The sequence below is a fragment of the Streptomyces barringtoniae genome, from assembly GCF_020819595.1.
In the GTDB taxonomy this organism is placed as follows: domain Bacteria; phylum Actinomycetota; class Actinomycetes; order Streptomycetales; family Streptomycetaceae; genus Streptomyces; species Streptomyces barringtoniae.
In genome coordinates this window covers 1-21051 of the sequence record NZ_JAJHNP010000006.1, presented here as the reverse complement: position 1 = coordinate 21051, position 21051 = coordinate 1, and the positions used below count along the sequence as shown (strand labels likewise).

Below are 21051 nucleotides of genomic sequence, written 5' to 3'. Positions count from 1 at the left end.
TCCTCACCGGTGCGTGTCCAGGTGCCTGCGGTGCAGCCACTTCGGGAGTCCCGGCGCCTCCAGGAAGCCCTCCGCGCGGGCCGAGGCGAGGCCGATGCGCAGCAGGTCCGCGCTCTTCTCGAAGAGCAGGAACCGAGGCTCCCAGATGGGCCGGTACTTGGCGTTGGCGCGGTACAGCGACTCGATCTGCCACCAGCGGGAGAAGAAGCTGAGCAGCGACCGCCACAGCCTCAGCACCGGTCCGGCACCGAGGCGTGCGCCACGTTCGAAGACCGACCTGAACATCGCGAAGTTCAGTGAGACCTGCGTGATACCGATCTCTCCGGCCCGCCGCAGCAGTTCGATGACCATGAACTCCATCAGCCCGTTGTCGGAGTCCCGGTCGCGGCGCATCAGGTCCAGGGACAGTCCGTGCGGCCCCCACGGCACGAAGGACAGCAGTGCGCGCAGCCTCCCCTCGGCGTCCGTGCACTCCAGCATCACGCACTGCCCGTCCTCGGGGTCCCCGAGCCGGCCGAGCGCCATGCTGAACCCGCGCTCGGTCGCCCCGTCCCGCCAGTCGTCCGCCCGCTCGACGAGATGCGCCATCTCGTCCACCGGGGCGGTCGGGATATCCGCGTGGCGCCGGATCCGCACCTCGTACCCGGCCCGCCGCACCCGGTTGTACGCCTGCCGGACCGTGCGCATCGCCCGGCCCTCCAGGGTGAAGTCGGCGACCTCCACGATCGCCTCGTCGCCGAGTTCCAGGGCGTCGAGCCCGTGCCGGGCGTAGATCGTCCCTGCCTCCTCGCTCGCGCCCATCACCGCCGGGATCCAGCCGTGCGCCCGCGCCTCCGCGAGCCACGGCGCGATCGCACCCGGCCACGCCTCCGGGTCCCCGAGCGGATCCCCGGAGGCCAGGCTCACCCCGCCGACCACCCGGTAGGCGACGGCCGCCTTGCCCGTGGGCGACCACACGACGCTCTTCTCCCGGCGCAGCGCGAAGTAGCCGAGCGAGTCCCGCTCGCCGTGCCGGTCCAGCAGGGCCCGCAATTGCTTCTCGTCGTCCTCGGTGAGCGGGTCGACGGCGCGCCGGGAGCGGAACGCGGCGTAGAACACGGCGAGGACGAGGGCCGTGCTGAGCACGTTGACGGCGACGTTGGCCCAGTTCGGCGGGTCGATGCCGGGGAAGCGGGACTCGTCGGCGGCCACCGACACCAGGCGCAGGGCGCCGAAGTGCCAGCGCTCCAGGAAGGTCGAACGGGCCGCGTCCGGCGCCTGGTTGGTGACCGTCACCAGCAGCCCGGCCAGCAGGCTCGCGGCCAGCCCGCCGCCGACGGCGACCATCGCCGCGAGCCGCGCGTTGGACCGGTCGCCCTTGGCGTAGAACTCCCGGCGGCCCACGAGCAGCGCGCCGACGAACGCGGCCGTGAGCGCCAGCGAGACCCAGTTCTGTGCGTACCGCCGGATCTCCGGGAACGCCATGGCGAACGCGAACAGCGCGAGGAAGGCCCCGCTGAGCACGATGTTGAGGATCCAGGCGGCCCGCTTCCGGCGCCGCATGGTGATCGCCAGGAACGCGGTGAACACACCCGAGGCGAAACCGGCCGTCAGCAGGTACGGGGTGAAGAAGTCGTCCTGGTTGTGCCGGCGCACGTCCTGGCCGAGCGAGACCCAGACCGCGCTGAGGAAGTTGATGAAGGCGACGGTGCGCAGATACCAGACGGCGAAGGCGGCGGCCCGCCGGGAGGCCCCGGTGGACCGCCGCCCCTCCTCACCCGGACGTCCCGGTTCGGCCTGCTGCGGAACGGCATTTCGGGCATCTCCCATGGGGCAGGATCATATGGGGGCCGCTCAGGCGAACCGCACTTTTCCGCCGGGAGTTCACGCGAACCGGAACTACTCCTTCTCCTCCTCCGGTTCCTTCTCCTCCTCCGGTTCCTTCTCCTCCTCCGGCTCCTTCTCGTCCCCGGGCTTCTCGGGAAGCTCCGCGGCCAGCGCCGCCGCGGCCCGCACCAGCGGCAGGGCGAGCAGCGCCCCGGCGCCCTCGCCGACCTTCACCCCCTGCTCCAGCAGCGGCTCCAGGGCCATCCGGTCCAGTGCCTTCGCCTGCCCCGGCTCCCCGCTGGCGTGCCCGGCCAGCCACCAGTCCGGCGCCCGGAACGCGACCCGCTGCGCGACCAGGGCGCACGCGGCGGCCACCACTCCGTCGAGGATCACCGGCAGCTTCCGCACCGCGCACTGCAGCAGGAACCCGGTCATCGCCGCGAGGTCCGCCCCGCCCACGGTCGCCAGCAGCTGCAGCTGGTCCCCGAGCACCGGCCGCGCCCGCCGGAGCGCGTCCCGGATCGCCGCGCACTTGCGCATCCACGCCAGGTCGTCGATGGCGAGCCCGCCCCGCCCGGTCACCACCGACGCGTCGGTCCCGCACAGCGCCGCGATCAGCACCGCCGCGGCGGTGGTCCCGCCGACGCTGATGTCGCCGAGCACCACCATGTCCGTGCCGGAGTCGGCCTCCTCGTCGGCGACGGCGACGCCCGCGCGCAGCGCCGCCTCGGCCTCTTCCAGGGTGAGCGCGTCCTCGATGTCGATACGGCCGCTGCCGCGCCGCACCCGGTGCCGTACGACGTCCTCCGGGAAGGCGTCCGGCGCGCAGTCCAGAGCCATGTCCACGACTCGTACGGGCACCTCCTGACGCCGCGCGAGCACGGACACCGGGCTCGCGCCCTCCAGCACGGCCCGCACCAGCCGCTCCGCGCTGCTGGCGGGACGCGCCGAGACGCCCAGCTCGGCGATGCCGTGGTCACCGGCGAAGAGGATCACCTTCGGCCGCTCCACGGTCCGTACCGGTACGGCACTCTGCGCGGCGGCCAGCCACTCGCCCAGCTCGTCGAGGCGGCCCAGCGCCCCGGGCGGCACGATCTGGCGCTCTCGCCGGGCCTCGGCGTCACGACGCACGCCCCCGTCCGGGCGCTCGATCAGATCGGTGAAGTCGTCCAGATTAAGCCTGCTCATTCGCCGAACAGTACCGCCAGAGAACGAACGCTTCCGCGTCACATGGCCACCACGCCCCCACGACGTCATTGCGCCCGGGATCCGGATCCCATACGTTCCGGTCTGCTGTCCGGTTTGTTGCGGAATGTCGCCCAGGGAGCCGCCATGCCGACCTCGTCCTTCACGCCTACGCCCCTACCCCGGTCCTCCGACCCGTTCCTCGAACCACGCCGCGAGGACTGCCCCTGGTGCGGCTCCGCACGGCTGCGCACCCGGGTGCGCGCGAGCGACCCCCTGCGGCACCGGCCGGGCCGGTTCGTCCTCGACGAGTGCCGCGACTGCGCCCACGTCTTCCAGAACCCCCGGCTCACGGCGGAAGGGTTCACCTTCTTCCACCGGGACTTCTACGAACGGCAGTTGGAGGAGTTCACCGCCCGCGTCCGGTCCGCCCGCGCGGTCCGCCGGCGGCACCGGGTCACCGCCTGGCGGCTGTCGGCGCTGGCCGAGGCGGAGAGCTGGCTGGACGTGGGCACGGGTCACGCCCGCTTCCCCGAGGCGGCGAAGGAGTTCTTCCCGTACACGAGCTTCGACGGCCTGGACCCGACGGCCCGGGTGCAGCAGGCCCAGCTGGAGGAACGGGTCGAGGAGGCCCACCGCGGTTACCTCGCCACACCCGGCATGACGGCCCGGCTGCGCGGCCGCTACGACGTGGTCAGCATGTTCCGCCATCTGGAGCACACGCCCGACCCGCGCGCCGAACTCCGCGCCGCCCTGACGGCCCTGCGGCCCGGCGGCCACCTCGTCGTGGAAGTCGCCGATCCGCGCTGCGCGTTCGCCGCCCTGCTGGGCAGATGGTGGCTCCCGTACGGTCAGCCCCGCCACCTGCACCTGCTGCCCCTGCGCAACCTGCGCGCCGAGCTGGAGACCCTGGGCTGCACGATCCTCGTGACCGACCGCAAACACCCGCATGTGCCCTACGACCTGTCGGCCGCGGTCGTCCTGGCCGTCGCCAAGGCCCCGCTACTGAGAGCCGCCGCCGCGCCCGCCCGGCTGTCGGCCTCGGCCCTGGACCACGTCCTGGCCCCCCTCCTCCGCCGCACACCGTTCTCCAACGCGTACCGGCTCGTGGCACGCAAGGACAGAGGCTGACGACGGCACGTCGGGGTGCTGGTCGCGCACTTCCACGCAGCAGCCTGCAGCCGGCCGTACCTCTGGGCCGGCGCCAACCCGGGCAGCGGCACCCGTCCCGCCGCAGCCTGCGTCCAGTCGTGTCGCTGGGCCGGCGCCAACCCCGCAACCGCGCTCATCCTGCCGCAGCTGCGGGTTGTCGTGCCGCGGGGTGGCAACCACCTGGCAGCGGCGGTCGATTCTTCGTGGCGGGGGGCAGTCGTGTCGCTGGGGCGGTGTCAACCGGGCAGCGGCGCCCGTCCTGCCGCAGTTGCGGGTTGTCGTGGCGTGGGGTGGCAACTACCCGGCAGCGGCGGTCGATTCTTCGTGGCGGGGGGCAGTCGTGTCGCTGGGGCGGTGTCAACCGGGCAGCGGCGCCCGTCCTGCCGCAGTTGCGGGCTGTCGCGCCGCTGGGTGGCAACCACCCGGCAGCGGCGCTCATTTCGCCGTAGCAGGGGGCAGGCGGGCCGCTGGGGCGGCGCCCGCCCGGCAGCGGTGCTCCCGTCGTCGTGGCTGCGGGCTGTCGTGCAGCCGGCCCAGCGCCCGCCGTACCCGCTCAGCCCAGCTGCGGGCAGTCGTGCCGCCAGGGGCGGCAAGCGCCCCCGGCCGGAACCAGTGCGGGGCGCCGCTCATCCCCTGAGCACCAACGCCTGCCCCGCCACCACCAGCAGTACCTGCTCGCACTCCGCGCCGAACGCCGCGTTCAGGCGTCCGAGTTCGTCCCGGTACCGGCGGCCGGAGGCGGTCGCGGGCACGATCCCCGAGCCGACCTCGTTCGACACGGCCACCACCGTCCGCCGTGTACAGCGCACGGCCTCGGTCAGCTCCCGCACCCGCTCCCGCAGGGACTTCTCACCCCCGCCCGCCCACTCCGCGTCGTCCCACGCCCCCACCGAGTCCATGGCATCCGTCAGCCACAGCGACAGGCAGTCGATCAGCAGCGGCGGCCCGTCCTCGCCCAGCAGCGGCACCAGGTCCGTCGTCTCCGCCGTACGCCACGATCCCGGCCGCCGCTCCCGGTGCGCGGCCACCCGCTCGGCCCACTCGGTGTCCCCTTCCCGCGTCCCGCCGGTCGCCACGTACCGCACGTCCGGGAAGGACTCCAGGCGCCGCTCGGCCTCCACCGACTTGCCCGAGCGCGCCCCGCCCAGCACCAGTGTCCGGCGCGGCACGTCCGGCACGTCCTCGTACGCGCCGACCGCCAGCGTCGTACCGTCCGGCACCGCCCGCGCCCCGGCCGCCGCCAGCCGGCGCCGCAACTCCGCGCCGGGCGGCACATCGTGGTCGAGGTGGACGGCCAGCACGTCCGTCGTCGGCCCGGCCGAACCCACCGCCCGCAGACGTGCCAGCGCGTCCGGGCGGCCGACGACGTCCGCGAGGACCATGTCGTACGACTCCGCCGTCGCCTCCTCCAGGCCCGCCGGCGCCCCGCCCGGCGGCAGATACAGCAGCCGCTGCCCCTCCGGCCCGGTCACCGCGTACCCGGTGCCGCCCGCGTCCATCGCCACGGCCCGCACCCGATGCCCCGTCAGCAGCGCCAACTCACGCCCGTCCGGCACCCGCCCGGGCTGCGGCAGCCCCGCCGGCACCTCCACCGCGGGCCCGTCGTGCGGATGCGACAGCAGCACCTGCCGTACCCCGCCCAGCGAATGCCCCGCCCGCGCCGCCGCGAACGCCGCGCCCGGCGTCAGGTCGAGCAGCAGCGCCCCGTCCACCAGCACGGCGGTGGCGGCCCGCGCATCGGGCCCGAGCGCCGCCGCACAGGCGGCACAGGGGCAGTCGGGACGGGGCAGTCCGGCCGGGGCGCCGGTACCGAGCAGAGTCACTTCCACGAATCGATTTTCGCCTGTCCGATCACATCGTGCGCTTCCGGCTAGTCTTCCAGCAGTGTTGGATCGAAGGAGGCCCACATGACGGCATGGACGTGGCGGTTCGAGAAAGCCGACGGGACGGAGGTCCAGCCCGCGGTGCAGCCCGAGGAGTTCACCACGCAGGGGGATGCCGAGTCCTGGATCGGCGAGCACTGGAAGGCACTCCTGGAGGGCGGCGCCGACCAGGTGCGGCTGTTCGAGGAGAACACCGAGATCTACGGGCCGATGAGCCTGCACGCCGACGCGGCCTAGCCGGTGCGGAGGGGTGCGGCCCCGCGGTCGTAGGGGCGTACCCCTCGTCACTGCTCGCCCAGTGTCACCTCCACCGTCTTCTCGGCGCCGCCGCGCTGGTAGGTCACCGACGTCTTCTGGCCCGGCCTGTCCGCCGCCAGCGCCACGGAGAGGGAGGTGATGGTGGAGATCGGCCGGTCACCCAGCTTGGTGATGATGTCGCCCGCGCGCAGGCCCGCCCTGTCCGCCGCGCCGCCGCGCCTGACGCTGACCACCGCCACCCCGGCGGGCTGGTAGCTGTTGTCCACGACCGTCCGCGCGGTGATGCCCAGCGCGGCCCGCCCGGAGTCGACCACCCTGCCCTGCTTGACGATCTGCCCCGCGATCGTCTGCACCAACGACGCCGGGATGGCGAACCCGATGCCGGGCGCCGCGCTGCCCCCGAGCTGCGGGTCGGCGGCGGCGAGCGTCGGGATGCCGATGACCTGCCCGGCGAGATTGACCAGCGCGCCGCCGCTGTTGCCCGGGTTGATGGCGGCCGAGGTCTGCACCATGTTCGCGAGGGTCGCGCCCGTACCCCCGCCGGGAGCCTCGCTGACCGTCCGCCCGGTCGCGGAGACGATGCCCTGGGTCACGCTGGACGCCAGCCCGAGAGGCGAGCCCATGGCCAGCACGATCTGGCCGACCTCCACCTTCTCGGAGTCGCCGAACACCGCGGGCCGCAGCCCGGCCGGCACCTTGTCCAGCTTGATCACGGCCAGGTCCTGCTGGGGGTAGGAGGCCACCAGGCTCGCGGTGAGCGGCGCCTCACTGTTGGCCGTGGTCACCTTGAAGGTCTTCTCCGACCCGACCACGTGCGCGTTGGTGACGAGGTGTCCCTTGCCGTCGTACACGATCCCGGAGCCCAGCTCGCTGCTCGCCTGGATCTGTACGACCGACGGCAGGACCTCCTTGATGACCTTCTGGTACTGATTCTGCAGAGCACTCGCGGCCGTCGGCACCTGCGCCCGCGCGGTCGTCGCGGTGTCCTGCCGGGCCTCGTGGCCGGCGGTCGTACAGCTCGCTGCCGCACAGCACAGCAGTGCCACCGCGGCGGCGACCCTCCGCGGGGCACGGATCGGGGAAGCGTCCATGCCTACGAGTCTCACCGCGGGCTGATCACCCGGCCCGCCAGGTTGGCCCGAACGGTCTCAGCCCCGTACGCCGCACAGGTGCAGCAGCGCCGCCACCCTGCGGTAGGGGTCCGTGCGCCCGGCCCGCTCCTCGACCGCGAGCAGCGTCTGCAGATCCCCGGGGATCTCCGCGTCGTCCGCCGCCGTGTCCGTGAACACCCGGACGCCGTACCAGGCGTGCAGCGGGGCCGCGATCCCGGCGAGCGTGGCGGTGAGGGAGGCCAGCCGGTCGGCCCGTACATCCAGGCCGAGACGGTTGTGGTAGGCGGTGGTGTCGAAGGCGGACAGGGCGCCCGCCCAGTCACCGGACAGGCCCGGCCGCATGGCGAGCGCGTCGCCGTTGCGGACGAGCAGGGAGAGCAGTCCGCCGGGGGCCAGCATCCGTGCCAGGCCCGCCACCAGCGGGTCGGGCTCCTCGACGTACATCAGCACCCCGTGGCACAGCACCACGTCGAAGCTGCCCGGCAGGAAGTGCACACCGGTGTCCCGCCCGTCGCCCTGCACCAGCCGGACCCGCTCCCGGATGCCCTCCGGCTGCGCGGCCAGCGCCTCACGCGCGGCGGCGATCATCGTCGCGTCCTGCTCGACCCCCGTCACCTGGTGGCCGAGCCGGGCCAGCCGCAGCGCCTGCGTGCCCTGGCCCATCCCCACATCGAGCACCCGCAGCCGCTGCCCGACCGGGAACCGCGCGGATATCTGCTCGTCCAGCTGGCGGGCCACCAGCTCCTGGCGTACGACATCACGCAGCCTGCCCAGCTTGTTCAGCCACGCCTCGGCCGCGTCCTCGGTGAAGGCGTCAGCGCTCAGGGCCGCTCTCCGCGCTTGACCTGCGGCTTCGGCAGCCGGAGCCGGCGCATCTGGAGGGAGCGCATCAGGGCGTAGGCGACGGCGCCACGCGTCCTGTCGTCCGGGAAGCGCTCCTTGAGCCGCTTGTTCAGCCGGAAGCCGCTGAACGCCGCGTCCGCCACGATCAGCACGATCACCACGAGCCACAGCAGCAGCGCGATCGACTGGATCGCCGGCACCCGCACCACGCTCAGCACGAGGATCACCACGGCGAGCGGGAGGAAGAACTCCGCCACGTTGAACCGCGAGTCCACCCAGTCGCGGGCGAACTTGCGGACCGGGCCCTTGTGGGTGGCCGGCAGATAGCGCTCGTCCCCGGTGGCCAGCGCCTTGCGCTGCCGCTCCAGGGCCTGGCGCCGCTCCTCGCGCTGGCGCTTCGCGGCCTCCTTGCGGTTGGTGGGCGTGTGGGCCACGCTGCGCCGCTGGGACTGGGCCTCACTGCGCTTGGGCGTGGGCCTGCCCTTCGGGGCCTGCGGGTCACGGGGCTGCTTGGAGAGGTTCACCTGCGCCTTGTCGGCGGTCGGGGCCTTCTCGTCCTTGGCACGGCTACGGAACACAAAACCCAAGGGTACGGGCTTCACCGGCATGGACCCCAGCCCGCCGGGGAACGATCCCGCAACACCGGACGTCTGTAGGGGGACAGAGGGGACGTTCCGGTGGGGGTCGGTGGGGGATCACCTACTCCTCACGCCGGAGGGGTACCGTCCGCAGTCGTCCTCGGGGATGAGCGCATCCGTCCCCGAACAGTGCGGTAATGGAGTCAGGGCCCGTACTGTGGGTCCTGTCGCAGGATCTGTGAGCTGGAGTCCGTCAGAAGGGGGCGCGCGAAGCCCATGAGCGGTGTCATGAAGCGTATGGGGATGATCTTCCGCGCGAAGGCGAACAAGGCCCTTGACCGGGCCGAGGACCCGCGCGAGACCCTCGATTACTCGTACCAGAAGCAGCTGGAGCTGCTGCAGAAGGTCCGCCGCGGCGTCGCCGACGTGGCGACCAGCCGCAAGCGCCTGGAACTCCAGCTCAACCAGTTGCAGCAGCAGTCCACCAAGCTGGAGGACCAGGGCCGCAAGGCGCTCGCGCTCGGCCGCGAGGACCTGGCCCGCGAGGCGCTGTCCCGGCGCGCCGCGCTCCAGCAGCAGGTCACCGATCTCGAGACGCAGCACGCCACCCTCCAGGGCGAGGAGGAGAAGCTCACCCTCGCGGCCCAGCGCCTGCAGGCCAAGGTGGACGCCTTCCGTACGAAGAAGGAGACCATCAAGGCCACCTACACCGCCGCCCAGGCCCAGACCCGGATCGGCGAGGCCTTCACCGGTATCTCCGAGGAGATGGGCGACGTCGGCCTGGCCATCCAGCGCGCCGAGGACAAGACCGCCCAGCTGCAGGCCCGGGCCGGCGCCATCGACGAGCTGCTCGCCTCCGGCGCCCTGGACGACCCGACCGGAATGGCGAAGGACGACATCGCCGCCGAGCTGGACCGGATCTCCGGTGGTACGGATGTAGAGCTGGAACTGCAGCGCATGAAGGCCGAGCTGGCCGGGGGCTCCCCGCAGCAGGCCATCGAGGGCGGCACCGGGCAGGGGCAGTCCCAGCAGCAGCCGCAGGACACCCCGCGCTTCGACAAGCAGTAGTCCGGCGCCGGGACCCGAGCCGAGGAGGCCGACGTGATCGTACGGATCATGGGGGAGGGCCAGGTGAAGCTGGACGACTCCCACGTCGTCGAGCTGAACAAGCTGGACGACGAGCTGCTGGCCGAGATGGAGAGCGGCGACGAGGCGGGCTTCCACCGCACACTCGGCGCCCTCCTCGACTCCGTCCGCCGTCTGGGCACGCCGCTTCCCGACGACGCGCTGGAACCTTCGGAGCTGATCCTTCCGTCGGCGGACGCGTCATTGGCGGAGGTCAGGGAGATGCTGAGCGACGACGGGCTGATTCCGGGTTAGCGCCGACGGGCGCAGCGTGCCCGCGTAGCTGCGGGCAGTCGTGCCGCCGGGGGCGGCACGGGTGGGCGCAGCGGCACCCCGCGAGCACGCGCGGGCGACAACACACCTCGTCGCCCAGCGGCAGCACCCCGTACCCCGCCGGCACCGGTGAGCGGATCCCCCGCCCGGCTGCGGCACAGGGCGGCTTGCGGGCCCCCGTACTGTTCCATGGGTGAGCACTCTCGAACGCGCCCGGTGCAGCCTCAGGGCCCACCCCCTGGCGCTGGACGCGTCCATCGCCGCCGGCGTGCTGGTGTGCATGGTCGCCGGATCCTTCGTGGTGCCCCGTGGAGCGCACGGCGTCACCTGGGGCATCCGCACCCCCGACCCCCTCAGCCTCCTCCTCATGCTGCTCGCCGCGGCCGCGCTGGTCTTCCGTCGCCGCGCCCCCAGGACGGTCCTGGCCGTCACCGGTGCCCTCTCCGTGATCGAGTGCGTCACCGGCGACCCCCGCGCCCCGGTCGCGATGTCCGCCGTGGTCGCCCTGTACACCGTCGCCTCGACGACCGACCGCACCACGGCCGTGCGCGTCGGCCTGCTCAGCATGACCGTGCTGACGGCCGCCGCCATGCTCGGCGGCCCGCTGCCCTGGTACGCGCAGGAGAACCTCGGCGTCCTCGCCTGGACCGGCATCGGCGCCACCGCCGGGGACGCCGTACGCAGCCGCCGCGCGGTCGTCCAGGCCATCCGGGAGCGCGCCGAACGCGCCGAACGCACCCGCGAGGAGGAGGCCCGCCGCCGGGTCGCCGAGGAGCGGCTGCGCATTGCCCGTGATCTGCACGACGTCGTCGCCCATCACATCGCCCTCGTGAACGTCCAGGCAGGGGTCGCGGCCCATGTCATGGACAAGCGGCCCGACCAGGCCAAGGAGGCCCTGGCCCACGTCCGCCAGGCCAGCCGCTCGGCGCTGGAGGAACTGCGCGCCACCGTCGGGCTGCTCCGCCAGTCCGGTGACCCCGAGGCCCCGACCGAGCCCGCCGGCGGCCTCGGCCGGCTGGACGAGCTGGCCGACACCTTCCGCAACGCCGGCCTGCCGGTGGAGGTGGCCCGCGCCGACCAGGGCACCGAACTGCCCGCCGCCGTCGACCTGGCCGCCTACCGGATCGTGCAGGAGGCCCTGACCAACGTGCAGAAGCACGCCGGACCGCAGGCCAAGGCCGAGGTCAGCGTCGTACGGGTGGGGACGGACATCGAGGTCACCGTGCTGGACGACGGCGCGGGCGCGGCCGGTGTGCCCGGGGCCGGCGGCGGGCACGGACTGCTCGGCATGCGCGAGCGGGTCACCGCCCTCGGCGGCACCCTCACCACCGGGCCCCGCTACGGCGGCGGCTTCCGCGTCCATGCGATCCTGCCCCTCAAGACCCGTACGGAGACCCGCACAGACGCGTACTGAGATCCGTAGGGATCCGTACGGAGATCCGCAGAGACCCGTACGGAGACCCGTACGACGGCCCCCGGGGGAGCCCGCATGACGATCCGTGTCCTGCTCGCCGACGACCAGGCACTGCTGCGCAGCGCGTTCCGGGTGCTGGTCGACTCCGAGCCGGACATGGAGGTGGTCGGGGAGGCCTCCGACGGGGCCGAAGCGGTGCGGCTGGCGAAGGAGCGGGCCGCCGACATCGTCCTCATGGACATCCGGATGCCCGGCACGGACGGGCTCGCCGCCACCCGGCTGATCTGCGCCGATCCCGCGCTGGCCGAGGTCCGCGTGGTCATCCTGACCACCTTCGAGGTGGACGACTACGTGGTCCAGGCGCTGCGGGCGGGCGCCTCCGGCTTCCTCGGCAAGGGCAGCGAGCCGGAGGAGCTGCTGAACGCCATCCGGGTCGCGGCCGGGGGTGAGGCCCTGCTGTCCCCCGCCGCCACCAAGGGGCTGATCGCCCGTTTCCTCGCCCAGGGCGACGGCGACGACGGCCGTGACCCCGCCCGCTCCGACCGGCTCGGGGCGCTCACCGGGCGGGAGCGCGAGGTACTGGTCCAGGTCGCCGGCGGCCACTCCAACGACGAGATCGCCGAACGCCTCGCTGTGAGTCCGCTGACGGTGAAGACGCACGTCAACAGGGCCATGGCGAAGCTGGGCGCGCGCGACCGGGCGCAGCTCGTGGTGATCGCGTACGAGTCGGGGCTGGTACGTCCGAGGACGGACTGATCTCCACCCGGGCGTACTGCGAGTCTCCACCCTGTGGACGGCCCGGTGTCCCTGACCGGGATCGACGGGCAGCGCGCGGCCACCGTCACGGCCAGGCCGACCGGTGACAACACGGGCCCGATCAGCACCGAGCTCCAGTCGAAGATCAAGGCGCTGAAGCTCCCGGCGGGCGCGAAGGCCGAGATCGGCGGCGTGACGTCGGACCAGAGCGACGCGTTCAAGAACCTGGGCCTGGCCATGCCGGCGGCGATCGCGATCGTCTTCATGCTGCTGGTGGCGACCTTCCGCTCGCTGGTCCAGCCGCTGATCCTGCTGGTGTCGATCCCGTTCGCGGCGACCGGCGCGATCGGCCTGCTGGTCGCCACCGGCACCCCGATGGGTGTCCCGGCGATGATCGGCATGCTGATGCTGATGCTGATCGGCATCGTGGTGACCAACGCGATCGTGCTGATCGACCTGATCAACCAGTACCGCAGGCAGGGTCACGGCGTGGTGGAAGCCGTCGTCGAGGGCGGCCGCCACCGCCTCCGCCTGATCCTGATGACGGCGCTGGCGACGATCTTCGCCCTGCTCCCGATGGCCCTGGGCGTCACCGGCGAGGGCGGCTTCATCGCCCAGCCCCTCGCGGTGGTCGTCATCGGCGGCCTGATCACGTCCACCCTGCTGACGCTCCTGCTGGTGCCGACGCTCTACGCGATGCTGGAGCTCCGCGAGGAGCGGCGCGCGAAGAAGCGGGCGGCCGGGCGAGAGACGAAGGCGGAGAAGGTCCTGGAGCCGGCGGCGTCTGACGGCACGGCAAAGGGCCGGGTCTCGTCGACGAGACCCGGCCCTTTCGTGCGCCCTAGGGAAGCGCCAGCATCCGCTCCAGCGCCAGCTTGGCGAACGCCTCGGTCTCCTTGTCGACCTCGATCCGGTTGACCAGGTTGCCCTCGGCCAGGGACTCCAGGGCCCAGACCAGGTGGGGCAGGTCGATGCGGTTCATGGTCGAGCAGAAGCAGACCGTCTTGTCGAGGAAGACGATCTCCTTGCCCTCGGGCGCGAAACGGTTCGCCAGGCGGCGGACCAGGTTCAGCTCGGTGCCGATGGCCCACTTGGAACCGGCGGGCGCGGCCTCCAGGGCCTTGATGATGTACTCCGTCGAGCCGACGTAGTCGGCCGCGGCCACGACCTCGTGCTTGCACTCCGGGTGGACGAGGACGTTGACGCCCGGGATGCGCTCGCGCACGTCGTTGACCGAGTCCAGCGAGAAACGGCCGTGCACCGAGCAGTGGCCGCGCCACAGGATCATCTTGGCCGAACGCAGCTCCTCCGCCGTCAGGCCGCCGTTCGGCTTGTGCGGGTTGTAGACCACGCAGTCGTCCAGGGACATGCCCATGTCCCGGACGGCGGTGTTGCGGCCGAGGTGCTGGTCGGGCAGGAAGAGCACCTTCTCGCCCTGCCCGAAGGCCCAGTCCAGGGCGCGCTTGGCGTTGGAGGAGGTGCAGATCGTGCCGCCGTGCTTGCCGGTGAAGGCCTTGATGTCGGCGGAGGAGTTCATGTACGAGACCGGCACGACCTGCTCGGCCACGCCCGCCTCGGTCAGCACGTCCCAGCACTCCGCGACCTGCTCGGCCGTCGCCATGTCGGCCATGGAGCAGCCGGCGGCGAGGTCGGGCAGGACGACCTTCTGGTCGGCGGAGGTGAGGATGTCCGCCGACTCGGCCATGAAGTGCACACCGCAGAACACGATGTACTCGGCCTCCGGGCGCGCGGCCGCGTCCCGGGCCAGCTTGAAGGAGTCGCCCGTGACGTCGGCGAACTGGATGACCTCGTCGCGCTGGTAGTGGTGGCCGAGCACGAAGACCTTGTCGCCGAGCTTTTCCTTGGCCGCGCGGGCGCGCGCGACCAGGTCCGGGTCGGACGGCGAGGGCAGGTCACCGGGGCACTCGACGCCCCGCTCGCTCTTCGGGTCGGCCTCACGGCCGAGCAGCAGCAGGGCGAGCGGAGTCGGCTGCACGTCGAGTTCCGGGGTCTGGGCGGTGGTCACGACACGCACCCTTTCTACTTTTCGTCTAACTGACGCTATCTATCATAACTGGTTCACGTCACTTTGACGATGGCCATAGCGTCGATGTGACGTGAATCCCGCGGCTCCCTCTTCGGGCCGCTGTCGGCCTTCCCGGCCATGTGCGAGCATGAAGACGGAAGCAAAAACGCGACAACGTGACTGCCCGGCCCGGAATGAATCCGCGGAAGCGCCGGTTGCACTCGTCGGCAAGCAGTCTCCGTACAACCCGGGAGAGATGTAGATGTCCGTATCGGACGAGACCACCACCGTCACCGACGGCATCATCCTGACCGACGCCGCCGCGGCCAAGGTCAAGGCCCTGCTCGACCAGGAAGGCCGCGACGACCTCGCGCTGCGTGTCGCCGTCCAGCCCGGCGGCTGCTCCGGCCTGCGCTACCAGCTCTTCTTCGACGAGCGCTCGCTCGACGGCGACGTGGAGAAGGACTTCGGCGGCGTCAAGGTCGTCACGGACCGCATGAGCGCTCCGTACCTGGGCGGCGCGACCGTCGACTTCGTGGACACGATCGAGAAGCAGGGCTTCACGATCGACAACCCGAACGCGACCGGCTCCTGCGCCTGCGGCGACTCCTTCAGCTGAGCCGACGGCCCCACACGGCCCGAGGATGTGAGAGAGGCGGCGGCCCCCTGCGAGGGGGCCGCCGCCTTCGTCGTGTCCCCGGGAGGCTAGCGGGCCTGTGCCGAGAGGTCCGGCCGGAGGGCGCCCGGCTTGGCCTGGGGGATCCGGCTGCCGTCGGCGCCGACCACCGCCCGTCCGTCCAGCGGCGCAGCCAGCCGTACGGTCTTCACGTACTCCTTGGCGATCAGCACGCACACCTTGTCCGGCCACGGGTGCTCGGTGACGGTCACGGTCACCCGCTCGCCGCTCTCCTTCGCCGCCACCGTGTAGTCGGCGCACACCCCGCCGTAGAAGCTCACGGTCAGGACCCGGCCCTCGGCCATGTAGCCGGTCACCTTCACACTCCGGGACGCCGCGGACGCGGTGGGCGCCGAGGGCGTGGCCGCCGACGCCAGGTAGCGGGGGTCGACCGCCGGGTACGACACCGTCGACGCGCCCTGGCCGGCCGGCCCCCGCACCTCGAACAGCCAGGACGGCACGAGCGTCTGCCGCCCGGCGACGGAGTGCGCGGCCAGCCCGAACACCGCCTTCTCCACGGTGACCGTGTCCCTTCCCGCGTCGGCCCCCAGCTTCGGCGCGACCGCGGACGCGCCCGCGGCCGCGCCGCACGGCTGCTCCAGCCGGTCCTTCAACGGCACCGGACTGGCGCAGCCGCCGATCCCCATGCGGTGGTCGCTCCTCGGCGCCGCGTTCATCAGCTTCAGCGTCTTCGCGGCGCTCAGCACCGGATACGTGTCGCCCTTCGCCGGCGCGCCGAGCAGCCCGTGCCCGCCGACCAGCTCGCCCCGCTGGTCCACGGTCAGGCCGGTCGTCCAGCCGTACGTCGGCAGCCCGCCGACCACCGGGTCGGCGTTCACGACCCTCTGGCTCCCCATGACCTGGCTCGCGTCGATCTTCGCGTCGTCCAGCCCCGCCGCCTTCAGCACCGGCGCGGCCGCCTCGGTCGCCTTCCGCACGCTCACCGGGGCGCCGGTCGGGCCCATCGGGTCGTGCGTGCACAGGACGCCCTTCCTGCAGTCGTCGGTGCCCGGCGCGTACCGGCTGAACGTCCAGCTGCCCGGGGCGTCCCGGTTCACCGTCAGGCTCGGCCCGGTGCCGTCCTTGCCGCCGACCCGCCAGATGCGGCCCTCGGCCACCGGCGTGCCGTCGATGCCCAGCGCCCTGGCCAGCCGGGCCACCGCGTCCTTGCCGACCTCGCCCTTCGGCACGTACACCGGCGCGGAGCCGGGTCCGGCCGGCAGCCCGCCCCGGGCGACGTACGTGGCGCCGTACGGGTCCGGCTCGCCCGGGGCGATGCCGCCCGTGCCGGTCCAGCCGTCCAGCCGGAGCGGCGGGGGAGTGGCGCCGGAGTCGGCCGTGCCCCCTGCGCCCGTACGGCCGCCGGTGTCGCTGCTCGCCGCGAGGTAGGCGCCACCGCCGCCGACCAGCAGCACGGCGGCGGCGACGGAGACGACGGCGAGCCGCGACCGCCGCCGGCCGGCCGGCCCGTCCTCCGCGTCGTCGGCACCCTCCGCCGCGGCGGGCACCGGCTCGGGCTTCCCCGAGCCCTCGACACCCTCCTGGCTCCCGGTGTTCCCGGCGCTCTCGGTGTTCTGGGCGCTCTCGTTGCTCTCGGCGTTCTCCACGCTCTCGGCGTGCTCGGAGCCCTCGGAGCCCTCGGGGCGCTCGCGGTTCTCGGGTCGCTCGGTGTTCACCGCATCGCTCCTCGCTGGTCGTATCCCGCATCCCCTACCTGGGGGACGGCGATGGGACGCGGGAGGGGAGCGTGCGGTTCCCTGCCGAATGCGCCCCGCGTGTCAGTCGCCGTAGTCGGACATCGCGTCCAGCAGCCGCGCGGAACGCGTCGGTACGGTCACCCCGTGGATCAGCGACGGCGGCACCGGCCGGGGCTCGGGGTGCTCGGGGACCGCCCAGTGCGGAGCCATCCGGGCGCAGTCGCCGCGCAGCGCGGCGAGGTCGCCCTCCAGGTCACTCCCGAGGTCGGCGGGGGCGGTGTGGCGGAACTTGAGGTTCGTCATGACCGCACGGTAGGCCTGCTCCGGGTCGCGAAGAAAGATCTACTATCGGGTAGTTTCGCCAGCTACAGCGTGAGCGGCCGAGCGGGTAGCGTGAACTGTCAACCCAGCCTCCCGCAGGAGAGTCCCCGTCGTGCGCATCGCAGTCACCGGCTCCATCGCCACCGACCACCTCATGACCTTCCCCGGCCGCTTCGCCGACCAGTTCGTCGCGGACCAGCTGCACACGGTTTCGCTCTCCTTCCTCGTCGACAACCTGGACGTCCGCCGGGGCGGCGTCGCCGCCAACATCGCCTTCGGCATGGGCCAGCTCGGCACCAGGCCGATCCTGGTCGGTGCCGCCGGCTTCGACTTCGACGAGTACCGGGCCTGGCTCGACCGGCACGGCGTGGACACCGACTCGGTCCGGATCTCCGAGACCCTGCACACCGCCCGCTTCGTGTGCACCACCGACGCCGACCACAACCAGATCGGCTCGTTCTACACGGGCGCGATGAGCGAGGCCCGACTCATCGAGCTGAAGACCGTCGCCGACCGCGTGGGCGGCCTGGACCTGGTCCTCATCGGCGCCGACGACCCGGAGGCGATGCTCCGCCACACCGAGGAGTGCCGCTCCCGCGCGATCCCCTTCGCCGCCGACTTCTCCCAGCAGATCGCCCGGATGGACGGCGAGGAGATCCGGGTGCTGCTGGACGGGGCGACGTACCTGTTCTCCAACGAGTACGAGAAGGGCCTCATCGAGACCAAGACCGGCTGGAGCGACGCCGAGATCCTCGGCAAGGTCGGCCACCGCGTCACCACGCTCGGCTCGCGCGGCGTACGCATCGAGCGGGTCGGCGAGGACCCGATCGAGGTCGGCGTCCCCGAGGAGGAGCGCAAGGCCGACCCCACGGGCGTCGGCGACGCCTTCCGCGCGGGCTTCCTGTCGGGGCTGGCCTGGGGCGTCTCGCACGAACGGGCCGCTCAGGTGGGCTGCATGCTGGCGACGCTCGTGATCGAGACGGTGGGCACGCAGGAGTACCGGCTGCGGCGCGGGCACTTCATGGACCGGTTCGTGAAGGCGTACGGGGACGAGGCCGGGGAGGAAGTGCGGGCTCACCTCGGCTGAGGCCGGCTCGACCACTGGTCCGCCTCGGCTTCGCCGTTGCCGACTGCGGGTGCGTGGGGGCAGAGTGTTCAGCTCACCCGGCGGACCAGGTACGCCGTACCCCTCTCCGCCGGTTCCTCCCCCACGTACTCCTGCCCCCGCATCTCGCACCACGCCGGAATGTCCAGGCGGGCCGCCTCGTCGTCGGACAGCACCCGCACCGTCCCGCCCACCGGCACGTCACCGAACACCTTCGCCAGCTCGATGACCGGGATCGGGCACCGCTTGCCGAGGGAGTCGACGACCAGTTCCTCGGCATGCAGGGCCGTCTCGGGCGCCGGTGCGCCCAGTTTCTCCCGGATCCCAGCCACCGCCCCCGGCAGCACCTCCAGGAACCGCTCCACGTCCTCCTCGGCCGTCCCCGCCGGCAGGGACACCCGTACGTTCCCCTCGCTCAGCACGCCCATCGCCTTGAGCACATGGCTGGGCGTCAGCGTGCTGCTCGTGCAGGAGGAACCGGAGGAGACGGAGAAGCCCTCCCGGTCCAGCTCGTGCAGCAGCGCCTCGCCGTCGACGTAGAGGCAGGAAAAGGTCACGATCCCGGGCAGCCGGCGACCGGGGTCGCCGACGACCTCCACGTCCGGCACCAGCCGCGGCACCCGCGTCCGGATCCGCTCCGTCAGCTCCCGCAGCCGTACCGCCTCCTGGGCCGCCTCGACCCGCACCGCCCGCAGGGAGGCCACGGCCGCCACGATCGCCGGGAGGTTCTCGAAGCCGGGCGCCCGCCCCGACTCCCGTTCGTCGGCGGCCCCTTGGGCGGCGAACCGCACCCCCTTGCGCACGACGAGCAGCCCGACCCCGGACGGCCCGCCCCATTTGTGCGCGCTGGCCGTGAGCACCGACCAGTGGCCCTCGACCGGCCCCCACCCCAGCGACTGCGCCGCGTCCACCAGCAGCGGCACCCCGGCGGCCCGGCACACCTCGGCCACCTCGGCGACCGGCTGCACGGTCCCCACCTCGTGGTTGGCCGACTGCAGACACGCCAGAGCGGTGTCCGGGCGCAGGGCGCCCGCATAGCCCGACGGCTCCACGGCACCGGCCCGGTTCACCGGCACCCGGGTCACCGTGCCGCCGTCGGCCTCGAACACCTCCGCCGAATGGAGCACGGAGGAGTGTTCGACGGACGACACGATCAGGTGGCGTCCGATCCGGCGCCTACCGGCCAACGCCCCCGCGACGCCCGTGTGTACGGCCCGCGTCCCCGACGAGGTGAACACCACCTCGTCGGCCCGGCAGCCGACGGCTTCGGCAGCCGCCTCCCGGGCGGCGTCCAGCAGCATCCGGGCCCTGCGCCCTTCCCGGTACAGGCGAGCAGGATCGGCCCATCCTTCGTCCAGGGAGGCCAACAGGGCCTGACGGGCCACGGGATGCAGGGGAACGGCGGAGGCGGCGTCGAAGTAGGACACAGGTCAACGGTAGAACCTGGTGAGGGGCAGCGGGCCCAAGGGGCGCGGGGAACTGCGCGAGAACCCGTCAAGCGCCCGCGCCCGCCACTCAAACCCCCACAACCCGAGCTATTGGGCGCCCGTTCCAACCCCAACCGAGTGACAGGCGACGCGTATGCCCCCCTCCCCGCGAACCCCCGGAGGGCGTCGGCTAGGGTTTGGTCCGCATAAACATCCAAACCCCTGCCCGACGCAGGGCGGCGACCGACCAGCGAGAAGAAGGCCGCAGCCGACCGCGCGGGCGAGACTCTCGGGAAGGCGCTACGTGAGTCCCAACGGCTCCGACCGCTCGCCGCGGCGCCCGATGCGGCGGAAGCTGCTGCAGGCACTGACCGCGGGCCTGGTCCTGGCGACCGCAACCGGTTGCACATACAAGGACTTCCCCCGCCTTGGCATGCCCACCCCGACCACGGAAGAGGCTCCGCGGATCCTCTCCCTGTGGCAGGGCTCCTGGGCTGCCGCGCTCGCCGTCGGCGTGCTGGTGTGGGGCCTGATCCTGTGGAGCGCCATGTTCCACCGGCGCAGCCGCACCAAGGTCGAGGTACCTCCGCAGACCCGGTACAACATGCCGATCGAGGCCTTGTACACGGTGGTCCCGATCATCATCATCTCGGTGCTCTTCTACTTCACGGCCCGGGACGAGACGAAGCTCCTCAGCCTCGACAAGAAGCCCGACGTCACGATCAACGTGGTCGGCTTCCAGTGGAGCTGGGGCTTCAACTACATCGAGAACGTCCCCGGCGTCTCCGGCAACGCCAAGACCGACGCGAACCTGAACGCCATTCCGGACCGGTTCAAGAACCAGTTCCCGGCGAACGCCGGTGGTGTCTACGACGTCGGTACGCCGGCCACGCGGAACCCGCAGACCGGCAACCCCGGTCCGACGCTCTGGCTGCCCAAGGGCCAGACCGTCCGCTTCATCCTCACCTCGCGTGACGTCATCCACTCCTTCTGGGTGGTGCCGTTCCTGATGAAGCAGGACGTCATCCCGGGCCACACCAACGCCTTCCAGGTGACCCCGAACCATGAGGGCACCTTCCTCGGCAAGTGCGCCGAGCTCTGCGGCGTCGACCACTCGCGCATGCTGTTCAACGTGAAGGTCGTATCCCCGGCGGCGTACCAGAAGCACCTCCAGGACCTCGCCAAGAAGGGGCAGACCGGTTACATTCCCGCCGGCATCGCGCAGACGAGCCACGAGAAGAACCGGGAGACGAACAACCTGTGAGCATCCTCAACGAACCCCAGGGTGCCGCGGCAGCTGAAGGCGCGTTCGCGGACGAACTGCCGGTCAGGCGCAAGCAGCCCGGCAGTGTCTTGGTGAAGTGGATGACGACCACCGACCACAAGACGATCGGGACGATGTACCTGGTGACGT

19 protein-coding genes and 1 pseudogene are annotated in these 21051 nt (G+C 72.2%); 10 read left to right on the top strand and 10 right to left on the bottom strand.

All coding sequences use genetic code 11. The features are described from left to right. Window positions 1-3: 3 nt before the first annotated feature. Window positions 4-1809 (bottom strand): phosphatidylglycerol lysyltransferase domain-containing protein, encoded by a 1806-nt coding sequence (locus LMU33_RS11645; protein WP_228619802.1) that lies wholly within the window; start codon window positions 1807-1809, stop codon window positions 4-6. 69 nt (window positions 1810-1878) lie between these two features. Beyond that, a complete protein-coding gene (gene cobT / locus LMU33_RS11640; protein WP_228619801.1) occupies window positions 1879-2994 on the bottom strand; it encodes a nicotinate-nucleotide--dimethylbenzimidazole phosphoribosyltransferase in 1116 nt (371 codons plus the stop codon). A gap of 144 nt (window positions 2995-3138) precedes the next feature. Here cobT and LMU33_RS11635 point away from each other — a divergent pair, with 144 nt between their 5' ends. Beyond that, the gene (locus tag LMU33_RS11635) at window positions 3139-4122 is read left to right on the top strand and encodes a class I SAM-dependent methyltransferase (RefSeq protein WP_228619799.1); all 984 of its coding nucleotides are present in this window, start codon (window positions 3139-3141) and stop codon (window positions 4120-4122) included. Between the two features lie 647 nt (window positions 4123-4769). Here LMU33_RS11635 and LMU33_RS11630 read toward each other — a convergent pair. Then, a complete protein-coding gene (locus LMU33_RS11630) occupies window positions 4770-5972 on the bottom strand; it encodes a bifunctional adenosylcobinamide kinase/adenosylcobinamide-phosphate guanylyltransferase (protein ID WP_228619797.1) in 1203 nt (400 codons plus the stop codon). A gap of 78 nt (window positions 5973-6050) precedes the next feature. On the opposite strand from LMU33_RS11630, the gene LMU33_RS11625 reads away from it, so the two are divergent. Then, window positions 6051-6263, top strand: coding sequence for a hypothetical protein (locus LMU33_RS11625; RefSeq protein ID WP_055709718.1), 213 nt, complete (start codon window positions 6051-6053; stop codon window positions 6261-6263). Window positions 6264-6310: 47 nt separating this feature from the next. Here LMU33_RS11625 and LMU33_RS11620 read toward each other — a convergent pair whose 3' ends face one another. The 3 genes from LMU33_RS11620 to LMU33_RS11610 form a co-directional block, all read right to left on the bottom strand. Beyond that, on the bottom strand, window positions 6311-7375 hold the full coding sequence (locus tag LMU33_RS11620) for a S1C family serine protease (RefSeq protein WP_228619796.1): 1065 nt from the start codon (window positions 7373-7375) through the stop codon (window positions 6311-6313). Window positions 7376-7432: 57 nt separating this feature from the next. Continuing rightward, window positions 7433-8134: a class I SAM-dependent methyltransferase gene (locus LMU33_RS11615; protein WP_228619794.1), complete on the bottom strand. Its 702-nt coding sequence runs from the start codon at window positions 8132-8134 to the stop codon at window positions 7433-7435. Between the two features lie 83 nt (window positions 8135-8217). After that, window positions 8218-8847 (bottom strand): DUF3043 domain-containing protein, encoded by a 630-nt coding sequence (locus tag LMU33_RS11610; RefSeq protein ID WP_228619793.1) that lies wholly within the window; start codon window positions 8845-8847, stop codon window positions 8218-8220. 246 nt (window positions 8848-9093) lie between these two features. Here LMU33_RS11610 and LMU33_RS11605 point away from each other — a divergent pair, with 246 nt between their 5' ends. The 5 genes and pseudogenes from LMU33_RS11605 to LMU33_RS11585 form a co-directional block, all read left to right on the top strand. After that, entirely contained in the window at window positions 9094-9885 is a 792-nt protein-coding gene (locus LMU33_RS11605) for a PspA/IM30 family protein (RefSeq protein ID WP_228619792.1), read from the top strand. A 33-nt stretch (window positions 9886-9918) separates the two neighbouring features. After that, window positions 9919-10197 (top strand): PspA-associated protein PspAA, encoded by a 279-nt coding sequence (gene pspAA / locus LMU33_RS11600; protein WP_228619791.1) that lies wholly within the window; start codon window positions 9919-9921, stop codon window positions 10195-10197. A gap of 211 nt (window positions 10198-10408) precedes the next feature. After that, the gene (locus LMU33_RS11595; protein ID WP_228619790.1) at window positions 10409-11629 is read left to right on the top strand and encodes a sensor histidine kinase; all 1221 of its coding nucleotides are present in this window, start codon (window positions 10409-10411) and stop codon (window positions 11627-11629) included. 75 nt (window positions 11630-11704) lie between these two features. Beyond that, window positions 11705-12385: a response regulator gene (locus tag LMU33_RS11590; protein WP_228619788.1), complete on the top strand. Its 681-nt coding sequence runs from the start codon at window positions 11705-11707 to the stop codon at window positions 12383-12385. 27 nt (window positions 12386-12412) lie between these two features. Continuing rightward, window positions 12413-13303 (top strand): annotated as a pseudogene (locus LMU33_RS11585) (efflux RND transporter permease subunit); the annotation flags it as partial. Here LMU33_RS11585 and nadA read toward each other — a convergent pair. Next, window positions 13227-14411 carry a quinolinate synthase NadA gene (nadA, locus tag LMU33_RS11580; RefSeq protein ID WP_228619787.1) on the bottom strand — a complete coding sequence of 395 codons (1185 nt, stop codon included), beginning with the start codon at window positions 14409-14411 and terminating at the stop codon, window positions 13227-13229. The pseudogene LMU33_RS11585 and the gene nadA sit on opposite strands and share 77 nt — an antisense overlap. A gap of 262 nt (window positions 14412-14673) precedes the next feature. On the opposite strand from nadA, the gene LMU33_RS11575 reads away from it, so the two are divergent. Beyond that, window positions 14674-15030: an iron-sulfur cluster assembly accessory protein gene (locus LMU33_RS11575; protein WP_023551351.1), complete on the top strand. Its 357-nt coding sequence runs from the start codon at window positions 14674-14676 to the stop codon at window positions 15028-15030. Between the two features lie 86 nt (window positions 15031-15116). Here the strand turns inward: LMU33_RS11575 and LMU33_RS11570 are convergent, their stop codons facing one another. Both LMU33_RS11570 and LMU33_RS11565 read right to left on the bottom strand, forming a co-directional pair. Next, window positions 15117-16763, bottom strand: coding sequence for a hypothetical protein (locus tag LMU33_RS11570; protein ID WP_228619785.1), 1647 nt, complete (start codon window positions 16761-16763; stop codon window positions 15117-15119). A 102-nt stretch (window positions 16764-16865) separates the two neighbouring features. Further along, a complete protein-coding gene (locus tag LMU33_RS11565; protein WP_228619783.1) occupies window positions 16866-17087 on the bottom strand; it encodes a hypothetical protein in 222 nt (73 codons plus the stop codon). Between the two features lie 130 nt (window positions 17088-17217). Between LMU33_RS11565 and LMU33_RS11560 the strand changes: the two genes are divergently transcribed. Then, on the top strand, window positions 17218-18192 hold the full coding sequence (locus LMU33_RS11560) for a carbohydrate kinase family protein (RefSeq protein ID WP_228619782.1): 975 nt from the start codon (window positions 17218-17220) through the stop codon (window positions 18190-18192). Between the two features lie 68 nt (window positions 18193-18260). On the opposite strand, the gene LMU33_RS11555 is transcribed toward LMU33_RS11560, so the two are convergent. Further along, the gene (locus tag LMU33_RS11555) at window positions 18261-19637 is read right to left on the bottom strand and encodes a cysteine desulfurase/sulfurtransferase TusA family protein (protein WP_228619780.1); all 1377 of its coding nucleotides are present in this window, start codon (window positions 19635-19637) and stop codon (window positions 18261-18263) included. Between the two features lie 304 nt (window positions 19638-19941). Here LMU33_RS11555 and ctaC point away from each other — a divergent pair, with 304 nt between their 5' ends. Next, window positions 19942-20901 carry an aa3-type cytochrome oxidase subunit II gene (ctaC, locus tag LMU33_RS11550; protein ID WP_228619778.1) on the top strand — a complete coding sequence of 320 codons (960 nt, stop codon included), beginning with the start codon at window positions 19942-19944 and terminating at the stop codon, window positions 20899-20901. Window positions 20902-21051 lie beyond the last annotated feature (150 nt).